General features: G+C 68.3%; 16 protein-coding genes. 5 read left to right on the top strand and 11 right to left on the bottom strand.

The annotated features are described in order from the left end of the window. The first annotated feature begins 7 nt into the window (after nucleotides 1–7). Entirely contained in the window at nucleotides 8–763 is a 756-nt protein-coding gene (locus AC06FE_RS02165; RefSeq protein WP_478072113.1) for a gamma-glutamyl-gamma-aminobutyrate hydrolase family protein, read from the top strand. 6 nt (nucleotides 764–769) lie between these two features. Next, nucleotides 770–2,158, top strand: a complete 1,389-nt coding sequence (locus AC06FE_RS02160) for a glutamine synthetase family protein (RefSeq protein ID WP_192288028.1) — start codon at nucleotides 770–772, stop codon at nucleotides 2,156–2,158. Between the two features lie 36 nt (nucleotides 2,159–2,194). On the opposite strand, the gene mprF is transcribed toward AC06FE_RS02160, so the two are convergent. Next, complete coding sequence (gene mprF, locus AC06FE_RS02155; RefSeq protein WP_478072112.1) at nucleotides 2,195–4,744, bottom strand: bifunctional lysylphosphatidylglycerol flippase/synthetase MprF; 2,550 nt, start codon at nucleotides 4,742–4,744, stop codon at nucleotides 2,195–2,197. A 153-nt stretch (nucleotides 4,745–4,897) separates the two neighbouring features. On the opposite strand from mprF, the gene AC06FE_RS02150 reads away from it, so the two are divergent. The 3 genes from AC06FE_RS02150 to AC06FE_RS02140 all read left to right on the top strand — a co-directional run bounded on the left by AC06FE_RS02150 (nucleotide 4,898) and on the right by AC06FE_RS02140 (nucleotide 6,524). After that, nucleotides 4,898–5,593: a DUF998 domain-containing protein gene (locus tag AC06FE_RS02150; protein WP_478072111.1), complete on the top strand. Its 696-nt coding sequence runs from the start codon at nucleotides 4,898–4,900 to the stop codon at nucleotides 5,591–5,593. Then, on the top strand, nucleotides 5,590–5,937 hold the full coding sequence (locus AC06FE_RS02145) for a RidA family protein (RefSeq protein ID WP_192288031.1): 348 nt from the start codon (nucleotides 5,590–5,592) through the stop codon (nucleotides 5,935–5,937). Before AC06FE_RS02150 ends, AC06FE_RS02145 begins: the two co-directional genes overlap by 4 nt. Nucleotides 5,938–6,017: 80 nt before the next feature. Continuing rightward, complete coding sequence (locus AC06FE_RS02140) at nucleotides 6,018–6,524, top strand: hypothetical protein (RefSeq protein WP_478072110.1); 507 nt, start codon at nucleotides 6,018–6,020, stop codon at nucleotides 6,522–6,524. A gap of 81 nt (nucleotides 6,525–6,605) precedes the next feature. On the opposite strand, the gene rnfB is transcribed toward AC06FE_RS02140, so the two are convergent. From rnfB to AC06FE_RS02090, 10 genes are all read right to left on the bottom strand, one after another. Next, entirely contained in the window at nucleotides 6,606–7,028 is a 423-nt protein-coding gene (gene rnfB / locus AC06FE_RS02135; RefSeq protein WP_478072109.1) for an Rnf electron transport complex subunit RnfB, read from the bottom strand. Between the two features lie 37 nt (nucleotides 7,029–7,065). After that, nucleotides 7,066–7,656 (bottom strand): HAD family hydrolase, encoded by a 591-nt coding sequence (locus tag AC06FE_RS02130; protein WP_478072108.1) that lies wholly within the window; start codon nucleotides 7,654–7,656, stop codon nucleotides 7,066–7,068. 43 nt (nucleotides 7,657–7,699) lie between these two features. Further along, the gene (gene metG / locus AC06FE_RS02125) at nucleotides 7,700–9,778 is read right to left on the bottom strand and encodes a methionine--tRNA ligase (RefSeq protein WP_478072107.1); all 2,079 of its coding nucleotides are present in this window, start codon (nucleotides 9,776–9,778) and stop codon (nucleotides 7,700–7,702) included. A 195-nt stretch (nucleotides 9,779–9,973) separates the two neighbouring features. Further along, nucleotides 9,974–10,420: a DUF2147 domain-containing protein gene (locus tag AC06FE_RS02120; RefSeq protein ID WP_192288034.1), complete on the bottom strand. Its 447-nt coding sequence runs from the start codon at nucleotides 10,418–10,420 to the stop codon at nucleotides 9,974–9,976. A 122-nt stretch (nucleotides 10,421–10,542) separates the two neighbouring features. After that, nucleotides 10,543–14,127 carry a M1 family aminopeptidase gene (locus AC06FE_RS02115; RefSeq protein WP_478072106.1) on the bottom strand — a complete coding sequence of 1,195 codons (3,585 nt, stop codon included), beginning with the start codon at nucleotides 14,125–14,127 and terminating at the stop codon, nucleotides 10,543–10,545. Between the two features lie 12 nt (nucleotides 14,128–14,139). After that, entirely contained in the window at nucleotides 14,140–15,033 is an 894-nt protein-coding gene (locus tag AC06FE_RS02110) for an ABC transporter ATP-binding protein (RefSeq protein WP_192288036.1), read from the bottom strand. Between the two features lie 227 nt (nucleotides 15,034–15,260). Then, nucleotides 15,261–15,611, bottom strand: a complete 351-nt coding sequence (locus tag AC06FE_RS02105) for a DUF3301 domain-containing protein (RefSeq protein WP_132862681.1) — start codon at nucleotides 15,609–15,611, stop codon at nucleotides 15,261–15,263. 46 nt (nucleotides 15,612–15,657) lie between these two features. Next, entirely contained in the window at nucleotides 15,658–16,641 is a 984-nt protein-coding gene (locus tag AC06FE_RS02100) for a DUF2272 domain-containing protein (protein ID WP_318639554.1), read from the bottom strand. Between the two features lie 62 nt (nucleotides 16,642–16,703). Next, entirely contained in the window at nucleotides 16,704–17,561 is an 858-nt protein-coding gene (nadC, locus tag AC06FE_RS02095; RefSeq protein ID WP_192288037.1) for a carboxylating nicotinate-nucleotide diphosphorylase, read from the bottom strand. After that, complete coding sequence (locus AC06FE_RS02090) at nucleotides 17,561–17,830, bottom strand: Trm112 family protein (protein ID WP_132862684.1); 270 nt, start codon at nucleotides 17,828–17,830, stop codon at nucleotides 17,561–17,563. Before AC06FE_RS02090 ends, nadC begins: the two co-directional genes overlap by 1 nt. Nucleotides 17,831–17,844: the final 14 nt, after the last annotated feature.

The following is a 17,844-nucleotide window of genomic DNA, read 5'->3' as shown; positions in this document are numbered from 1 at the left end:
CTGACGCATGGCCAGCCTGCCGCTGGTCGGCTTGCCTACCGACCGCAAACCGATCGGCTCCCATCCTTTCCTCGTCGTCGGTGAGAAATACGTGCGTGCCGTGGTCGATGGGGCACAGGCCATGCCGCTGATACTGCCACTGCTGCAGCCGCCGCTTCCCGCGCAGGCATGGCTGCAACAATTGGATGGTCTGCTGTTGACCGGTGCCACCAGCAACATCGAGCCGCATCATTACGACGGTGGCCCGAGCTGGGCCGGCAACCCGCATGATCCGGCCCGTGATGCCAACGTGTTCGGGCTGCTCCCGCAGGCGCTGGCGATGGGCGTGCCGGTGCTGGCGATCTGCCGGGGCTTCCAGGAGGTCAACGTGGCCTTCGGGGGCAGCCTGCATCCCCGGGTGCATGAAGTGCCCGGCCTGGCTGATCATCGTGAAGACCCGGATTCACCGCTGGACGTGCAGTATGGGCCGGCACATGCGCTGGCACTGAGCCCCGGTGGGCTGCTGGCCGGCATCGCTGGCGCAGGCCCGGTGCAGGTCAACTCGGTGCACGGCCAGGGCGTGTCCCGGCTGGGCACGGGCCTGCAGGTCGAGGCACGCGCGCCGGATGGCCTGGTCGAGGCCTTCCGCGGGCCCGGGCCGGGTTTCCTGCTCGGCGTGCAGTTCCATCCGGAGTGGCGGGTGCTGGAAAACCCGTTCCACCTGGGCATCTTCAAAGCCTTCGGCGAGGCCTGTCGCCGTTACCAGAAACAGAAGCAAAGTTGATCCGCCATGACATCGCGTCCCCGTACCCGCAAGACCGCCGCCAGCGTGCAGGAAGAAAGCTCCCTGCTGCGTTGGCTCAAGGAGCGGCAGATCACCGAGGTCGAATGCCTGGTGCCTGACATCACCGGCAACGCCCGCGGCAAGATCATCCCCGCCGACAAGTTTCGCCACGATTACGGCACGCGCCTGCCCGAGGGCGTGTTCGCCACCACCGTCACCGGCGACTTCCCGGACGACTACTACGAGCTGACCTCGCCGGCCGACGCGGACATGATCCTGCGCCCGGACCCGGACACCGTGCGCATGGTGCCGTGGGCCACCGACCCGACCGCGCAGATCATCCACGACTGCTACACCAAGAACGGCCAGCCGCACGAGCTGGCGCCGCGCAACGTGCTGCGGCGGGTGCTGGCCGCCTACGATGCGCTCGGCCTGAAGCCGGTGGTGGCGCCGGAAGTGGAATTCTTCCTGGTGCAGAAGAACACCGACCCGGACTTCCCGCTGCTGCCGCCGGCCGGCCGCTCCGGCCGCCCGGAGACGGCGCGGCAGTCGTATTCGATCGACGCGGTCAACGAGTTCGACCCCATCCTCGACCTGATGTACGACTACTGCGACGCGATGAAGCTGGACGTGGACACCCTGATCCACGAATCCGGCGCGGCCCAGCTGGAAGTGAACTTCACCCATTCCGATGCGATGGCGCTGGCCGACCAGGTGTTCCTGTTCAAGCGCACCATGCGCGAGGCGGCGATGCGCCACGGCGTGTACGCCACCTTCCTGGCCAAGCCGATGGAGACCGAGCCGGGCAGTGCCATGCACATCCACCAGAGCCTGGTGCGGCCGTCGGACGGGGTCAACGTGTTCGCCGGCGACAACGAGGGCGAGTACAGCCCGTTGTTCGGCAATTACCTGGGCGGCCTGCAGAAGTACGTGCCGATGGCGATGGGCTTCTTCGCGCCGAACGTGAACTCCTACCGCCGGCTGGTGTTCGGCGAGGTGTCGCCGAGCAACGTGGAGTGGGGCTTCGACAACCGCACCTGCGGCCTGCGCGTGCCGATGGACAGCCTGGAGAACAGCCGCGTGGAAAGCCGCTTCGCCGGCTCCGACGCCAATCCCTACCTGGCGGTGGCGGCGACGCTGGCGTGCGGCCTGCTCGGCATCCGCGAAGGGCTCAGCCCGACCCCGCCGATCACCGGCAACGCCAAGGAGCTGGGCTACGAACTGCCGCGCTCGCTGGGCGAAGCACTCGATGGCCTGGAGGCGTGCGAAGCGCTGCAGGAACTGCTGGGCCGGCGCTTCTGCCGTGCCTACATCTCGGTCAAGCGCAAGGAATACGAGACCTTCTTCCGCGTGATCAGCTCCTGGGAGCGCGAGTTCCTGCTGCTCAACGTCTGAGCCGGACCGTTACCCGCCAGAGCTGGCGGGTATGGGTCAGCGCTGCGGGTCCAGCGAGATCAGCCGGGTGACGTCCAGCAGCGCCGCCGGCAGGTGCACGCCGCCGGGCGCGGCCAAGTAGCGCGGGCGCCATTCCGGCGAGAACTTGGACTTGAAGCGGCGCAGGCCGCTGAAGCCATAGAAGCGCTCGCCGTGGCGGGCGATCAGGTTGGCGAAGCGGTTCCAGCGGCCGGCCAGGCGGTGTTCGGCCAGCCCGGTCAACGGCGCCATGCCCAGCGAGAAGCGGGTGAAGCCGTTGGCCGCGCCCCACAGGAACAGTTCGATGAACAGGAAATCCATCGTGCCCTTCGGTGCGTCGGGGCGGTGGCGCATCAGGTCCACCGACAACTCGTGCCCGGCCGGCGCCTGCCAGAGGTTGGCGAAGGCGACCACGCCGTCGTCGGCTTCCACCAGCGCCATCGGGAAACTGCACAGGTAAGCCGGGTCGAAGCTGCCCAGTGAAAACCCCTTTTCCTCGCCGGCCTTCTCATCGAGCCAGGCGTCGGAGATGGCCTTCAGTGCCGGCAGCAGCGCGGCAACCTGGTCCGCATCGACGATGCGGAACGACAGCCCGCCGCGCTTGCCGCGGTTCCAGGCCTGGCGCAGGTCGGCCCGCGCGCTGCCTTCCAGGCTGAAGCCCTGCAGCGGCACCAGTGCTTCCTCGCCGAGCTTGACCAGGGTCAGCCCGAGGTCGAGGTAGGTCTGCCAGTAGTTCCCGCTGGTCTGGTAGAAGACCGGGCGCAGGCCGAGCCGGTCGGCTTCCTCGCGGAACTTCCAGATCAGGGTGCGGGCCACGTCGGGCGGTCCCACCGGGTCGCCCATGGAGATCAGCGAGCCGCCGTAACGCTGCATCATCACGAAGCCATCGCCGGCCTCGCTGCGCAGGATCGCCTTGTCGCCGGTCATGGCCAGGCTGGCCTGGGTGTCCTGGGCCTGCGCGAGCACCGGGCGCAGCAGTGCCAGGGTGGCCGCGTCCGGTGCCGGCAACGGCGTGCGGGTGCTGTGCAGCAGGCGCGCCACCCCGAACACCACCACCACCAGGCTGACCAGCAGCAACGCGCGCAGCGCACGCGGGGCATTGCCGGAAATGGCGAACTGCCACCACAGCTCGCTCTGGTACTCGACGTGGCTGTACACGAAGAACAACAGCCAGAGCGTTCCCAGCAGCACCAGCGCCACGTTGCGCAGCCAGGGCCAGGACCATGCCTCGTCGAGCAGGGCGCCCTCGCGGTAGAACTCGCGCCGTGCCGCCCACAAGGCAATGGCGATCACCGGCAGGGCCAGCGCGACCAGTGCGTGGCCACCGCGCAGCCACACCGGCAACGGCAGCAGCACGCACAACGCCAATGCGATCCACCACGCCACGCGGCTGCGGCGTTGCAACCCCTGGCCGATCAGCAGCAACACCACGCCGCCGAGGCTGCCCAGCAGGTGCGAGGTCTCGATGATCGGCAGCGGCGCGGTGAGAAGGCGATGGCGTGGTGACGGCAGCGTGCCGTCGATCAGCAGCAGGGTGCCGGCGGCGAAGACCGCCAGGGCGATGATCTGCGGCAACCAGGGGCGCAGCGTGCCCCAGACCACGCCGGCGCCGCTACGCAACGGCTGGCGCACGCTGGCCAGCGCCGCCAGCACCGCGGAGGCGAGCAGTGGCAGCAGGTAGTAGGTCACCCGATAGGCTACCGCCGCGGCCAGCACCGCCGCCGGCACCACCTGCGGCAGCAGCTTGAGCAGGCTCCATTCGAACACGCCCAGCCCGGCCGGTACGGTGGATACCAGGCCGGCGACCACCGCGACCAGGTACAGGCCGACAAAGCCGATGAATCCAACGTCGGCCTGGCCGGGCAACAACACGTAGAACGCCGCCGAGGCCAGGCACAGCTCGACCACGCTCAGCGCGGTGACTTCCAGCGTGGTGCGGCGGTCCGGCAGCCACACCCGGTGGGTGCGCCAGCCAATGCTGCGCCCTTCGCGTCCGACGGCGACCAGCATCACGGCGAAGGCAGCCAGCAGTGCGACGCCGATGAGGCGGACCGCATCGCTCGAAAGCGGCAGGGCGCGCGCGGCGGCGGCCGGCTCCAGCCACAACGCCAGCGCCAGCAGCAGCCAGGCGCCGAACACGAAGCCCAGCGTGCTCATCAATACCACCTGGCCGATCTCGGCCAGGCTCAGGCCGGCGCGGCCGTAGCTGCGCATGCGGATGGCGCCGCCGGTCAGGGCGGCAAACCCCAGGGTCTGGCCTGCTGCGTGCGCAAGGAACGCAGTGATGCCCACGCGACTGGCGGGCAGGTTGCGTCGTGCACGACGCAGGCCGATCGCATCGAAGCCGATCAGGCAGGCATAGCTGGCCATGCCGAGCACGGTCGCCAACACCAGCTGTGGCCAGGACACGGCGTGCAGGGCGATGCGGATCTGGTGGTAGCCGTGGTCGTCGAACTCACCGGCCAGGGCGCGCAGCGCCATGACCATGATGAGCACGGTCGCCGCGATGGCGGCCAGCCTGCGCCAGCGGGCGGCCTTGGGGTCCGGTATCGCGGCGGGTGAGCGCATGGAAGGCGGGGCAGGGGAGGAGGCTGCAAAGAGTAGCGCCACCGCGGGAGGACGGCAGCAGGGCGGTGGCGGGGATTGCAGTGGCCTTCAGCCGCGCGTGTCGACGGCCGGCGCCTTAGACTCGGCGCTTGCCATGGCGGGAGGGAGAACAGCATGCAGGACACGGCGCTGACATCGGTCCGCCGACAACGCGGCGCGGTGCTGCTGGTATTGGCGGCCCTGCTGGGGTTCAGTGGCTGCGCGATGTGGCTGCAGTTCGAGCGCGCCGACCTGGACTGGGTGCGGGCGACCCTGAGCCTGTACCTGCATGGGCCTTACGGGGTGCTCCTGCGGGCCGCGTACTGCCTGCTGGCGGTGGCGATCACGCTGCTGGCGATTGGCCTGCATGCGCAGATGCGGCCGGGACCAGGGCGCCGCGGCTTGCCGGTGGGCTTGTTCGGCATGGCCGGCCTGGGGCTGGCGGTGGTGGCGATCGGTGACAGTTGGCTGCCCGGCTACGCACCGTTGCTGGCACCGCTGGTGCACGGCCTGGCCGCGCAGACCGCATTCCTGTGCGCGAGCGTGGCGATGCTGGTCCAGGCGTGGTGTTTTGGCCGTGATCCGCGCTGGCGTGCGCAGTACGCCCTGGCCTGGGGCTGGGCATGGCTGGCCTTCATCGCGCTGTGGCTGCACGTGCTCTGGCGTGGCAGCCCGCGCGGGCTGGGCCAGAAGCTGGTGATCGCGCTGGTGGTGGGCTGGCTGTTCTGGGTGGGCTGGGCGTTGTGGCGGCGCCTGCACAAAGGCACAGCTGAAACCGACGGATCGGGTCACAATGGGGCACACCTCCACAACAGGGATACCTCCCCATGATCGAACGCTTCGATACCGGCCCGCGCATGTCGGAAATGACCGTCCACCACGGCGTGGCCTATCTCGCCGGCCAGGTGCCGGAAGACACCAGCGCCGACATCGTCGGCCAGACCGAGCAGGTGCTGCAGGCCATCGACGACCTGCTGCGGCTGGCGCCCACCGACAAGACCCACATCCTGCGTGCGGAGATCTTCCTGGCCGACATGGCCGACTTCGCCGGCATGAACCAGGCCTGGGACAAGTGGGTGCCGGCCGGTGCCACCCCGGCGCGTGCGACCGTGCAGGCCAAGCTGGCCAATCCGGAATGGAAGATCGAGATCGTCATCACTGCCGTGGTGCCGTAAGGCGCAGGCTGGCCGCCCCGGCTGCGTGAAGCATCCGGGGCAACGGCGACATGGTCGCCGCCTTGGTAACGGGAAAGGGAATGAAGCGTTGCCTGTTGTCTGTCGTGACTGCCAGCCTGTTGCTGGGAATGGGGATGCCCGCGCGGGCGGCGTCCACCGCACGCGCATCGATACCGTCGATGATCTACGCGCATCCGCCGCAGGAGCGGATCGATCCGCTGGCATACCCGCAGTTCATGCAGCTCGAGGCGGAGCTGCGCAACACCGTGCGCCGCCACGGTGATCGCAGCGTTCCCAACCGGTTCTGCGCGGTGGGCTACCGCTTGAAGAGCGGGACACTGGAAACGGTGCTGCTGTGGGACAACGCGCAATCGCTGATCCGGTGGCAGGGCGGGGACCCGGCCGGCGTGGCAGAGGAGGATGCCGAATCGGCCTCGTTCTCGCCGGTGACCGACCTGCGCAGCGACGTCGTCGAGGACGGTAGCTTTCCATTGGGTACGCGCGCTGTCATGCGTAGCGACGTGGAGGCATTGATCGCCGATTGCCGGCGGTTTGGCCGGCAATACATGGTGCCGCCGTCACCCTAGGAGCGGGCTTTGCCCGCCAATGAAGCCGAAGGCGATGCCCGCAATCCGGGCGTTCAATGGCTTCGCGACCGAGGCCCGCTCCTACGGGAGCGGGCGGAGCTCGATGCAATCCACCGGGCACGGTGGAATGCACAACTCGCAGCCGGTGCACAGGTCAGCCAGCACGGTATGCATGTACTTGGCGCCGCCGACGATGGCATCCACCGGGCAGGCCTGGATGCACTTGGTGCAGCCGATGCAGTCGGCCTCGACGATGACGGCGACCTGCGCGGGCTTGTGTTCGCCACGGCTGCGGTCGAATGGCACGGCGGCCACGCCCAGTACATGCGCCAGGGCGCGTGCGCCGGCGTCGCCGCCGGGGGGGCAGTGATCCACGCCGGCCTCGCCGCGGGCCATCGCCTCGGCGTAGGGGTGGCAGCCGTCAAAGCCGCACTGGCCGCACTGGGTCTGCGGCAGCAGGCGGTCGAGGCGCTCGACCAGGGAAATGTCGGAGATGTCTGGCATGCGTGGCGTCGGGCTGCGCGGAAAGGAGGGGCAGCGATCAGGAAACCGGTTTGCCGCGATACCAGCGCTCGTGCGCCAGCGCCAGCATGGGCTTGTCTTCGCGGCTGTCGCCGTAGGCGTGGATGCGCTGGTAGGTGCCCAGGTCGAAACGCTTGCGGATCAGGGCCACCTTGCGCGGACCACAGTCGCCGCCGGCATAGCGGCCGGTGAGGCGGTTGTCCTGCACTTCGAGGGTGTTGCAGATCATCTGCAGGCCCATCTGCTCGCACCAGTGGCGCAGGTACAGGTCGAGCGAGCCGGACACGACCACGACGGTATGCCCCTGCGCCTTGTGCCACTGGATCTGTTCCAGCATCTCCGGACGCATCATGCCCGCCAGGTGCTCGCGTGCGTAGTCGCGCGCAAGCTGGCTGACCTCGCCGGCATGGCGGCCGGTGAACACCTGCGTGGTGACGCGGCGGCGGATGCGCTCGGCCGAGATCAGCTTCAACCGGTAGGCCAGCACCCAGGGGCCGATCCGCCACCACGCCTGCGCACGTTGTTCCGGCGTGGCCACCCGCTGCAGGAACCGGCTGTAGGTGTCCTGGGTGGTGATGGTGTGGTCGAAATCGAACAGGGCCAGTTGCATGGTCCGCTCCGGGAGAAGGGCGCGCCAAGGCGCGCCCACTGCATCAACGCACCGGCATGCCCGGCAGGGCGCCGCCGTCGGCATCGAGCAGCGCCAGGGCGCCGCCGTCGAAGCCGGCCGACAGGATCATGCCTTCGCTCAGGCCGAAGCGCATCTTGCGCGGGGCCAGGTTGGCGATGAACACCACGTTGCGGCCGACCAGCGTTTCCGGCTCGGCGTAGCTGCCGCGGATGCCGGAGAAGATCTGGCGCTGGCCGAGGTCGCCGGCATCGAGCAGGAAGCGCAGCAGCTTGTCCGAGCCCTCGACGAAGCCGCACTCGATGACCTTGCCGATGCGCAGGTCGAGCTTGGCGAAATCGTCGATGCCGATGTAGGCGGTCGCCTCGCCATCAGCCTTGGGCTCGGCTTTGGCTTCCACCTTGGCGGGCTTCTCGGCCTTGGCCGGCTTGGCCTCGGCGGCGGGCTGGGAGGTCAGGGTGTCCTTGGAGGCGTCGGTCATTGCGTCGATCATCTTGGGGTCGATACGGGTGAACAGCGCCACGTAGGGCGCGATGGTGTGGGCGGTGAGCGGGGCGGCGATATCGTCCCAGCCGGTCATCGGTGCATTGAGGAAGCCCTCGGCCTGCAGCGCTGTGGCCGGCAGCACCGGCTTGAGCGCGGCAACCAGCACGCGGAACAGGTTCAGGCCCTGGGTACAGACCGCCTGCAGTTCGGCGTCGGCACCTTCCTGCTTGGCGATCACCCATGGCTTGGTGTCGTCGATGTACTTGTTGGCTTCATCGGCCAGCGCCATGGTCAGGCGGATCGCCGCGGCCGGGTCGTTGCGCTCGTACGCTTCGCGTACCGCGGCCAGCGCGGCCACGAAACGGTTGTACTGGGCCGGGTCGGGCAGCGCGTCGGCCAGCCGGCCGTCGAAGCGCTTGGAGATGAAACCGGCGCAGCGGCTGGCCAGGTTGACGAACTTGCCGACCAGGTCGGCATTCACGCGGGCGGTGAAGTCGGCCAGGTTCAGGTCCAGGTCGTCCACGCCGCCGGAGGACTTGGCGGCGAAGTAATAGCGCAGCGCTTCCGGCGCCAGTCCCGCGTCCAGGTAGGTGCGGGCCATCACGAAGGTGCCGCGCGACTTGCTCATCTTGGCGCCGTCCACGGTCAGGTAGCCATTGACATGCAGGCGGGTCGGCGCGCGCAGGCGGGTGCCGTGCAGCACCGACGGCCAGAACAGGCCGTGGAAGTTGACGATGTCCTTGCCGATGAAGTGGTGCAGCTCGGTGCTGCTGTCGGCGGCCAGCACGGCATCGAAGTCGTCGCCGGTCTTGGCGCACAGGTTCCTGAAGCTGGACAGGTAGCCGATCGGTGCGTCCAGCCACACGTAGAAGTACTTGCCCGGCGCGCCGGGGATCTCGAACCCGAAGTAGGGCGCGTCGCGGGAGATGTCCCAGGCGCGCAGGCCGCCCTCGGCGTCCAGCCACTCGGACAGCTTGGCCTTCACGCCCGGCAGGGCGACGTCACCGGCCAGCCACTGGCGCAGGAAGTCCTGGAAGCGGCCCACTTCGAAGAAGTAATGCTCCGAATCGCGGATCTCCGGGGTAGCGCCGGACACCACCGACTTGGGGTCGATCAGGTCGGTCGGGCCGTAGGTGGCGCCGCAGACCTCGCAGTTGTCGCCGTACTGGTCCGGGGACTTGCACTTCGGGCAGGTGCCCTTGATGTAGCGGTCCGGCAGGAACATGCCCTTGGCCGGGTCATAGAACTGGGCCACCGAGCGACGGCTGATGTGGCCGGCGGCGTCGAGCCGGGTGTACAGCGCCTCGGTCAGCTCGCGGTTGGCGGCCGAGTTGGTCGAGTCGTAGTGATCGAAATCCACGCCGAAGGCAGCGAAGTCGCGCTCATGGCCGGCCTGGATGTTGGCGATGAAGGTTTCCGGGCTCACCCCGGCCTTCTCGGCGGCCAGCATGATCGGCGTGCCATGGGTGTCGTCGGCGCAGACGTACCAGACCTTCTCGCCCATCAAGCGGCGGGCGCGCACCCAGATATCGGCCTGGATGTAGCCGACCAGGTGGCCCAGGTGGAGCGGGCCGTTGGCATAGGGCAGGGCATTGGTGACGAGCGCGGTACGGGTCATGGCCATCATTTGGTGCAGGGGAACGCGGGATTATCGCATGTCGGAAAACAGCCAGCCCCGGGAAGGCCCGGGGCTGGCTGTGTTTCCTTCTCCCAGCGGGAGAAGGTGCCCCGAAGGGGCGGATGAGGGTGAGGGATGGGCGGACGCACCCTCTCCCCAACCCCTCTCCCGACGGAAGAGGGGCTTCACAGCGGATTACTGGTCGCGCAGCCAGGTCTGCGAGCGGCAGATGAAGGCGATGCAGCCGGACACTTCCAGCTTGCTGCCGTTCTCGATCAGGGCGACCTTGGAGCTGTAGGTCTTGCCCTTGGCCGGGTCCAGGATGGTGCCGTTGGCCCACTTGTTGGTGCCGTCCGGGCGCAGGTTCCAGAGGATGGTCATGCCCTGGATCGGCTTGTCCTTGTTGGTGCCTTCGCACTTGCTGCAGACCGGGTTCGGGCCCTGGGCGGACTGCAGCACCTGCAGCACGCGGCCGCTCAGGGTGCCGTTGGCGGCCTGGGTGATCTCGACGATGGACTTCACCCGGCCGGTTTCGTCGTCGATGGTCCGCCAGCGGCCGGCGGCACTGTCCGAGGCGCTGGCGGAGAAGCCGGCGGCCAGCAGCGGCAGGGCCAGCAACAGGGTTTTGAAGGTGGTGCGCATGTATCCCCTCCCAGGGTGTGTTTCGGCTTCCGGCGGCGCCGGTACGGTGCCGAATGTACCCGCATTCGCCGCCGTACGGAATCCGCAGCGCAGCAGATCACGCGGCGCTGCGGGCTCTTGTCTCATCGCAGGCTGATCCGCTTCCGGTTGTCGGCCGAAACCCGGTCGATCAGCTTGTTGTAGGGGTCAAACCCGGCTTCGTCCGGTTTCTGGTCCACGGTCACGGTGAGGGTCGGATTACCGGCAGTGATGTGGTGGCGCTGCAGGTACAGCACCTTCTCGTCGCGCTCCTTGCCCGAGGCGCCGCTGGCGAACACGCCGACCTCGATCCAGTCGTCCAGCGTGCCGGCCGTTTCCTTGCCCAGCCCATCGGCGTAGCGCTTGTCGGCGTGCAGCTGCAGGGTCACGTCGTAGCGCCCGTCGGTGCGCTTGCTCGCGGTGGCCTCGACCACCCGGTTGTCGTAGAAGCTGATCTTCTCGAACAGGTCGGTGATCAATGCCTGCTGCTCCGGCTTGGCCTCGGCGCGGATGAATTCCAGCAGTTCGGCCGAGGTGGTGTACGGCGGTTGCTGGAAGGCCTTGGCCTGCAGGAAGCGGTGCAGCGCGCGGTTCAATGCCTCCTCGCCGATCTCCTCGCGCAGGCGGTAGAACACCACCGAACCCTTGCGATAGTGGATGTACTGCTGGTTCTCCACCCGGTACAGCGGCAGTTCCTCCACGTCCTCGCCGCCGCGGCCGGACAGGTAGCGGTCCAGCTCGGTCTTCAGGAACTGGCGCATGTGCGCGCGGCCATACTCCTTCTCCATCACCATCAGCGCCGAATACTGCGACAGCGACTCGGACAGCACGGTCGCGCCCTGCACGTTGGCACCGATCACCTGGTGCGCCCACCACTGGTGGGCGACTTCATGCGCGGTCACGTAGAACACGTAGTCGATGTTGTCCGGCTTGCGCAGGTCGGCGATGAAGCCGATCGATTCCGAGTACGGGATGGTGTTGGCGAAGCTCTGCGCGAATGACTGGTAGCCCGGGAACTCCAGGATGCGCACCTGCTTGTGCTGGTACGGGCTGAAGTTGGCCTCGTAGTAGGCCAGCGACTTCTGCACGCCCTCGATCATCCGGTCCACGTTGTAGGGATGCTTGGGGTCGTAGTAGATCTCGATCGGGATGTCCTTGTAGGCCGCCTTCCGCACCGCCCAGCGTGCCGACAGGTAGGCGTAGAAGTTCAGCATCGGCCGGTCCATGGCGTAGTCGAAGCAGCGCCTGCCGTCGCGGGTGTACTCCTGCTGCAGGTAGCCCGGGGCCAGCGCGATCTGGTCCGGCGCGGTGCAGACGGTGCTGCGGAAGTCCAGCCAGTCGGCGTCGTTGGAAATGTAGGTGTTGGCGCGTGCCGCCTCGTCCTCCAGCTTGGGCATGCGCGTGGGCTCGCCCAGGCCACGCTTGCGACGCTCGTTGCGGTCATCGATCTCGGCGCCGGCGTTGTAGCCGAAGCCCGGCAGGATGCCGCTGTTGAAGAAGCTGCCGTTGTCGACGATCCGGGTCTGGGCCTGGCCGGCGGGGATGCCGTCCGGGTGGATGTCGACGGTGAAGCGGATGTCGCGTTCCTCGCCGGGTTGCATCGGCGTATCCAGCGTGTAGATGCGATAGCCGACGTCGGCGTCATTCTTGTCCAGCCTGGCGGCGCCCAGGTCCAGTGCGGTCAGCGTCTTGTCGTCGGCGATGGAGATGTGCAGCTGCGGGATCGCCACGGCATGCGTGTTGCGCACACGGTAGTGGCCGTCGATGCGCACCGACTGGGTTTCCGGGTGCAGGTCGACGGTGTTGTCCACGGCGATGATGCGCGGCTGCGGCAGGTCCTTGAACTGGCGGTAGGTCTTCTCGTAGTACGCCAGACGGTCCAGTTCGGCATCGGGCGAGAGGTACTCGTTGCGGATGTTGGTGTTCCAGTACAGCCAGCCGCCGCAGCCGACGAAGGCCAGCACGGCCAGGGCCAGTGCAACCCCCAGGCCGCCGTGCAGGCGCTGGCGTGCCAGCCGCAGGCGGGTGCGCAGGCCGCCGTCCACGCCACGCACCCACAGGGCCGCGCACAGCAGCAACAGCACCCCCAGGAACAGGGCCCAATAGCCCTGGAAGGCGAACTGCGCGGTCAGGAAGTGGCCGTAACCGTTCATGTCCGAATAGGGCGCATTCGGCGCGCTGGCGTAGTTGTAGATGTCCTGCGCGTAGTCCAGCAGCCCCAGCACCGATTGCCCGATCAGCACCAGGATCAGCAGTGCATAACCGAGGAACTTGTTGTTGCTCAATACCTGCAGCACCAGCGCCAGCCCGCCCATCAGCACGAACACGGTGGAGTTCAGCAGCAGGGTCTTCACGTACAGCAGCGGTTCGATGTGGGTGTAACCCTTGGACAGCTGCACCAGCACCGAAGCCGCACCGCCAATGGCCTGGAAGCTCAGCACCACGGCCACCAGCGCCAGGAACTTGCCCGCCAGCGGCACCCAGTTCGGGACCGGCGTGGCATCGGTGATGCCGGCGATGCGCGCGGTGCGTTCCTTCCACACCAGCTCGCCGGCGTAGAACAGCACGATCAGCACCAGCAGCCAGCTGTAGCTGCCCTGCAGCGCCTCCAGCATCTGCGAGGTGACCGGCCAGGTCGGCGTGCCGTACATGTTCTGGCGGAACAGCGACGACGGGATGAAGTTGGCCAGGCCCAGCAACAGCAGCACGATGAAGGGAATGCTGCGGAAGATGCCGAAGGTGTCGAAGCGGACCTGGCGCAGCAGCTGGCGCAGGTGGGTGGCGGTGGCGAACGTCGGCGTCACCCGCGGCGCGGTGGCGGCCGGGCGTGCAACTGCTGCCGGCGCGGTATCCTGCCTGCCGCGCTGGCGGCGGCTGGCGCGGCCGGTGCCGGCACGCTGGGTGCGGAACAGGGCGAAGGTGGCGGCAAACAAGGCGGCACTGATCGCCAGCCACAACAGGCGGTTCTGCAGCAGGAACCCGGCCAGCGCCGGCACGGCGGTGTTGCGTTCCTCGGCCGACCAGTAGCGCGTGACGAGGTTGATCGCGCGGATGCCCAGCGGGTCGAGCAGGGCGGAGATCTGCTGGTTGTCGATGTCGGCCAGGATCACGCGGCTGACGCCATACAGCACGAAGAACACGATCACGCCGATGTACACCCACAGGATGCTGCGGGTGGTGGCCGCCAGCAGCGACAGCAGCGCGGTGGTGAACAGCACGTTGGGCAGCACCATCACCACGAATGCCCACAGGTAGGGCTGCAGTGACACCGGGCCGAGCCGCGCGGCGTCGATCCACGGCATGAACTGCGCGATGAACAGGCCGGCGGCGACGATGACGTACATCACCAGGCAGGCCAGCAGCGCCGCGCCGAGGCGGCCGAGCAGGTAGTCGCGGCGCTTGATCGGGCTGGAGAACACCAGCTCGGCCGTGCCCAGCTCGAAGTCACGCAGCAGCGCGTTGCTGACGAACAAGGTGGTGACCAGCAGGCCAAGCAGGGTGAAGGCGGTCATCAGCGAGGTGATCACCGACGGCGCATTGCGATGCACGTTGCCGATGCCGCCGCCGATCTGGACCGCATCGCTGGAGGCCGCGGCGAAGGCCATCAGCGCCAGGAACAATGCCAGCAGCCACAACAGCGGGGAACGGAGCTGCTCGCGCAGCTCGAAGCGCAGGAAGTTCAGGGTCATGGGCCGTCTCCGTCAGGCGGCCAGCGCCTGCAGGCGCAGGCGCTGGAAGTAGACGTCCTCAAGCCCGGGCTCGACGGGCACGAAGCCCTGGTCCGGCTGGGTGGCGCTGAACACGTGGATCACCGGGTGGCCACCCACCAGGCGCGTGGACAGCACGGTGAAACGGGATTCGTAGTCGGCCAGCTCGGCCTTGCCGACCTGCTTGCGCCAGACCTGGGCCTGCAGCGCGCCGATCGCATCGACCGGCCGGCCGGTCAGCAGTACCTGACCCTTGTTCATGATGGCCATGTTCGGGCACAGGTCGGTCACGTCCTCGACGATGTGCGTGGACAGGATCACCACCACGTTCTCGCCGATCTCGGCCAGCAGGTTGAGGAAACGGTTGCGCTCCTCCGGGTCAAGGCCGGCGGTGGGTTCATCGACGATCACCAGCTGCGGGTCGCCGAGCAGTGCCTGGGCGATGCCGAAGCGCTGGCGCATGCCGCCCGAATAGGTGCCGAGCTTGCGCTTGCGCGCGTCCCACAGGTTGACCTGCTGGAGCAGGCCCTCGACCACTTCCTTGCGTTGCCTGCGCGCGGTCAGGCCCTTGAGCACGGCGAAATGATCCAGCAGGTCGAGTGCGCTGACCTTGGGGTAGACACCGAAGTCCTGCGGCAGGTAACCCAGCCGGCGGCGCAGAGCGTCCTTGTCCTTGAGCACGTCGATCCGGGTGCCATCGGCGGTGGTCAGCGTGGCGCTGCCGCTGTCGACCTCCTGCAGGGTGGACAGCGTACGCATCAACGACGACTTGCCGGCGCCGTTGGGGCCGAGCAGGCCGAACATGCCGCGCGGGATGTCCAGGTCGATGTTCTTCAGTGCATGGACGCCATTGGCGTAGGTTTTCGACAAACCGCGGATCTGCAGCATGGACCAAGCCCCTGTATGGACGGATGAGGACACTTTCCGTTTGCCGTCGGGCTGACGGCAATGCGCCGGAAGTCACTAGGTCAACAGGACGCGCCGTCGCGGCGGATGTGACCACGGCCCAAGACACAGGGATGCGCGCACTCAGGGGCGGCGCCGACGGCAGGAGCGGCCACGGCCGCGAAGCAGGGAGGGAATCAGTCCGTAGCGGCGCCCGCCAACCCGGACGCTCAAACGTCCTCGGCGTCTTCCGTGCTCTGCCGCAGGCGCCCGATCTGGGCGGCGGCCGGGCCGGTGAAGGACACCAGCTGGCCGCCGCGCAGCACCATGCGCCCGGTGTGGCGATCAATGCCGTCGTAGGAATAGTCGAAGCGGAAGCTGCGCTCGAAACCGATCCAGCCATTGGGCAGGCGGCAGGGGCGCATGCCGGTGGCATGCACGCTCTGGTCCAGCCATTGCACGTCGGCGGCGCGGCAGGCATTGCGGCCCAGTTCGGTGGCGCGGTCGGCGGCGGCGCGGGAACGGTCCCAGAACGCGAAACCGATCGCGCCGACGATCATCAGGATGAGCAGGGTAGGCATGCCGACACTTTAGGCGATTCGCCGTGCCCGGCGCAGCCTGGCCCGGTCAACGCGTTGGTGGCGCCGGGACCGGTTCATCCGGTGGCGGTGGCAGCGGCGCATTGCCGTCGAACACCGGCGTCGGGCCCTGCATCGGCACGTTGGCGGTGAGCTTCAACAAGGCCGCCCAGTCCTGGCGGTTGAGGTTGCATTCTTCTTCATGGCCCGGCGAGCAGCCCGCTTCGACGACCGCGTCCGCGGCGGCCTGTGACGGCTTGGGCAGCTCGATCATGCCGGTGCGGTCCAGGGTGAGCTTGCGCATCGCCACGGTGTTGGCGACGTTACCACCGACCAGGTACAGCGTGCGGTCACCGCCGACATTGGCGCCGATCACCACCTCGCAATGGGACTTCCAGTTGCCGGCACGGCCGCTGCCCAGCGCCTGTATCAGCCCCGCATGGTTCAGTGACGTGCTGCGATCGCGCAGGAAACACAGCATGTCGCCGGGGCCGGGCTTTTCGTTGGCCGGGTCGGCCAGCCGGTACGGCGAGGCGTTGGCGCCTCCCTGGTAGGCCGCGCGGATGTAGTCGATGTGGCGCGGTGAACGGTTGAAGCCGGGCACGCCCGCACGCGTCATCACCCAGGAGATGAAGGCCGCCGACCACGGGTTGTCGATCAGGAAGGCGCGGCAGTCGCTGTCGGTATAGCGGTTGCCGGCCGGCTGCATGCAGCTGGTGGCACCGGGGATGGCCCCCATCGGCGACAGCGTCCCGCTCTCGCGCCAGTAGCCGGCCACGCGCTGCCAGGCGATCAGGCCGTTGTCGGCCAGGTGCTCGGCTTCGGCCTCGGTGACCCCGAGGCTGGCGATGCGGCCATCGCGGTCGATGAAGGGGCGGTACCAGAGCCGGTGCTCGTCGCAGGCCGCGCGCACCACCGCCTTGGCGGTTTCGCTCACGCCGAAGCGGGGCGGGATGTCACAGGCCTCCACCGCGTGCGCGGCAAAGGCGGGGGCAAGCAGGGCAACGCCGCACAGCAGGTACCGGTAGACCACATCGAACTCCGTGGGGGTGGAGGAAGCCAGTGTTGCAGGCGAGGCCGTGTGGGCGGCGTGAGTCAGGCCGGCGGCGGGCCGAGCTTCAACGACAGGTCGATCGCCTGCACGTGTTTGGTCAACCCGCCGATGGAGATGCAGTCCACGCCATCTTCGGCAATGGAGCGCAGCATGGACAGGTCGACGCTGCCGGACACCTCCAGCGGGATGCGGCCGGCGGCGATGCGCACCGCCTCGCGGCGCATCGCCGGGCTGAAGTCATCGATGAGGATGCGTTCGCAGCCGGCGGCCAGGGCCTGCTCCAGCTGCTGCAGGTCCTCCACCTCCACCACCAGCGGCAGCGTGGGTTGCTGCGCCCGGGCGGCGCGCACCGCCGCGCCCAGCGAGCCGGCGGCGCGGATGTGGTTTTCCTTGAGCATCACCGTGTCGAACAGGCCGATGCGGTGGTTGTCGCCACCGCCGCAGCGCACCGCGTACTTCTGCGCCAGGCGCAGCCCGGGCAGGGTCTTGCGGGTGTCGAGGATGCGCGCGCCGGTGCCGGCTACCGCTTCGACGTGGCGGGCGGTGATCGTGGCGGTCCCGGACAGCGTCTGCAGGAAGTTGAGCGAGGTGCGCTCGGCGCTGACCAGGCTGCGGCTGCGGCCTTCCAGCGTGGCCAGCACGGTGCCGGCGCTGACCCGGTCGCCTTCCAGTACCCGCCAGTGGATCTTCACCTCCTGGTCGAGCGCGCGATGGGTGGCGTCGAACCAGGGGCGGCCGGCGATCACCGCGTCCTGCTTGCACAGCAGGTAGGCGATGTCGGCGCTGTCGGGGAGCAGGGCGGCGGTGACGTCGCCACTGCCGATGTCCTCGGCCAGGGCGCGGGCGACATCGGCGTCGATCTGTTCCTGCGGCGGGGCAAGCGGCGGATGCGGCAGCATTACTTGGCCGGGAAGTCGGTGATCTGGGCGGTGGCGATGGCCTCGTCGGCCAGCAGCACCGGGATGCCGTCCTCCACCCGGAACACCTGCTTGCGGTCGCGGGTGACCAGTGCCTCGCGCAGCGGCTGGGCCTGGGCGCTGCCATCGGCCCGGGTGACGCCGCCGGCGCCGATCGCGCGGTTCAGGGCATCCAGGCCGGCGCTTTCCAGCTGGGCCAGCGGCTGGCGGGTGTCGGGGGAGACGAGCAGGTCGAGCAGTTTGCGGTCCATCAGGTCGTGGTCTT

It is taken from the genome of Stenotrophomonas sp. Steno-C18 (assembly GCF_056393195.1).
This window is presented reverse-complemented; position numbering and strand designations above follow the sequence as displayed.

Coding starts and splice junctions, on each gene's coding strand:
- AC06FE_RS02120 (WP_192288034.1), bottom strand. CDS start 10,420: ATGCGCACCACCTTCAAAACCCTGTTGCTGGCCCTGCCGCTGCTGGCC.
- AC06FE_RS02105 (WP_132862681.1), bottom strand. CDS start 15,611: ATGCCTACCCTGCTCATCCTGATGATCGTCGGCGCGATCGGTTTCGCG.
- mprF (WP_478072112.1), bottom strand. CDS start 4,744: ATGCGCTCACCCGCCGCGATACCGGACCCCAAGGCCGCCCGCTGGCGC.
- AC06FE_RS02115 (WP_478072106.1), bottom strand. CDS start 14,127: ATGACCCTGAACTTCCTGCGCTTCGAGCTGCGCGAGCAGCTCCGTTCC.
- nadC (WP_192288037.1), bottom strand. CDS start 17,561: ATGCTGCCGCATCCGCCGCTTGCCCCGCCGCAGGAACAGATCGACGCC.
- AC06FE_RS02145 (WP_192288031.1), top strand. CDS start 5,590: ATGATCGAACGCTTCGATACCGGCCCGCGCATGTCGGAAATGACCGTC.
- AC06FE_RS02130 (WP_478072108.1), bottom strand. CDS start 7,656: ATGCAACTGGCCCTGTTCGATTTCGACCACACCATCACCACCCAGGAC.
- AC06FE_RS02140 (WP_478072110.1), top strand. CDS start 6,018: ATGAAGCGTTGCCTGTTGTCTGTCGTGACTGCCAGCCTGTTGCTGGGA.
- metG (WP_478072107.1), bottom strand. CDS start 9,778: ATGACCCGTACCGCGCTCGTCACCAATGCCCTGCCCTATGCCAACGGC.
- AC06FE_RS02160 (WP_192288028.1), top strand. CDS start 770: ATGACATCGCGTCCCCGTACCCGCAAGACCGCCGCCAGCGTGCAGGAA.
- AC06FE_RS02090 (WP_132862684.1), bottom strand. CDS start 17,830: ATGGACCGCAAACTGCTCGACCTGCTCGTCTCCCCCGACACCCGCCAG.
- AC06FE_RS02110 (WP_192288036.1), bottom strand. CDS start 15,033: ATGCTGCAGATCCGCGGTTTGTCGAAAACCTACGCCAATGGCGTCCAT.
- AC06FE_RS02165 (WP_478072113.1), top strand. CDS start 8: ATGGCCAGCCTGCCGCTGGTCGGCTTGCCTACCGACCGCAAACCGATC.
- AC06FE_RS02150 (WP_478072111.1), top strand. CDS start 4,898: ATGCAGGACACGGCGCTGACATCGGTCCGCCGACAACGCGGCGCGGTG.
- rnfB (WP_478072109.1), bottom strand. CDS start 7,028: ATGCCAGACATCTCCGACATTTCCCTGGTCGAGCGCCTCGACCGCCTG.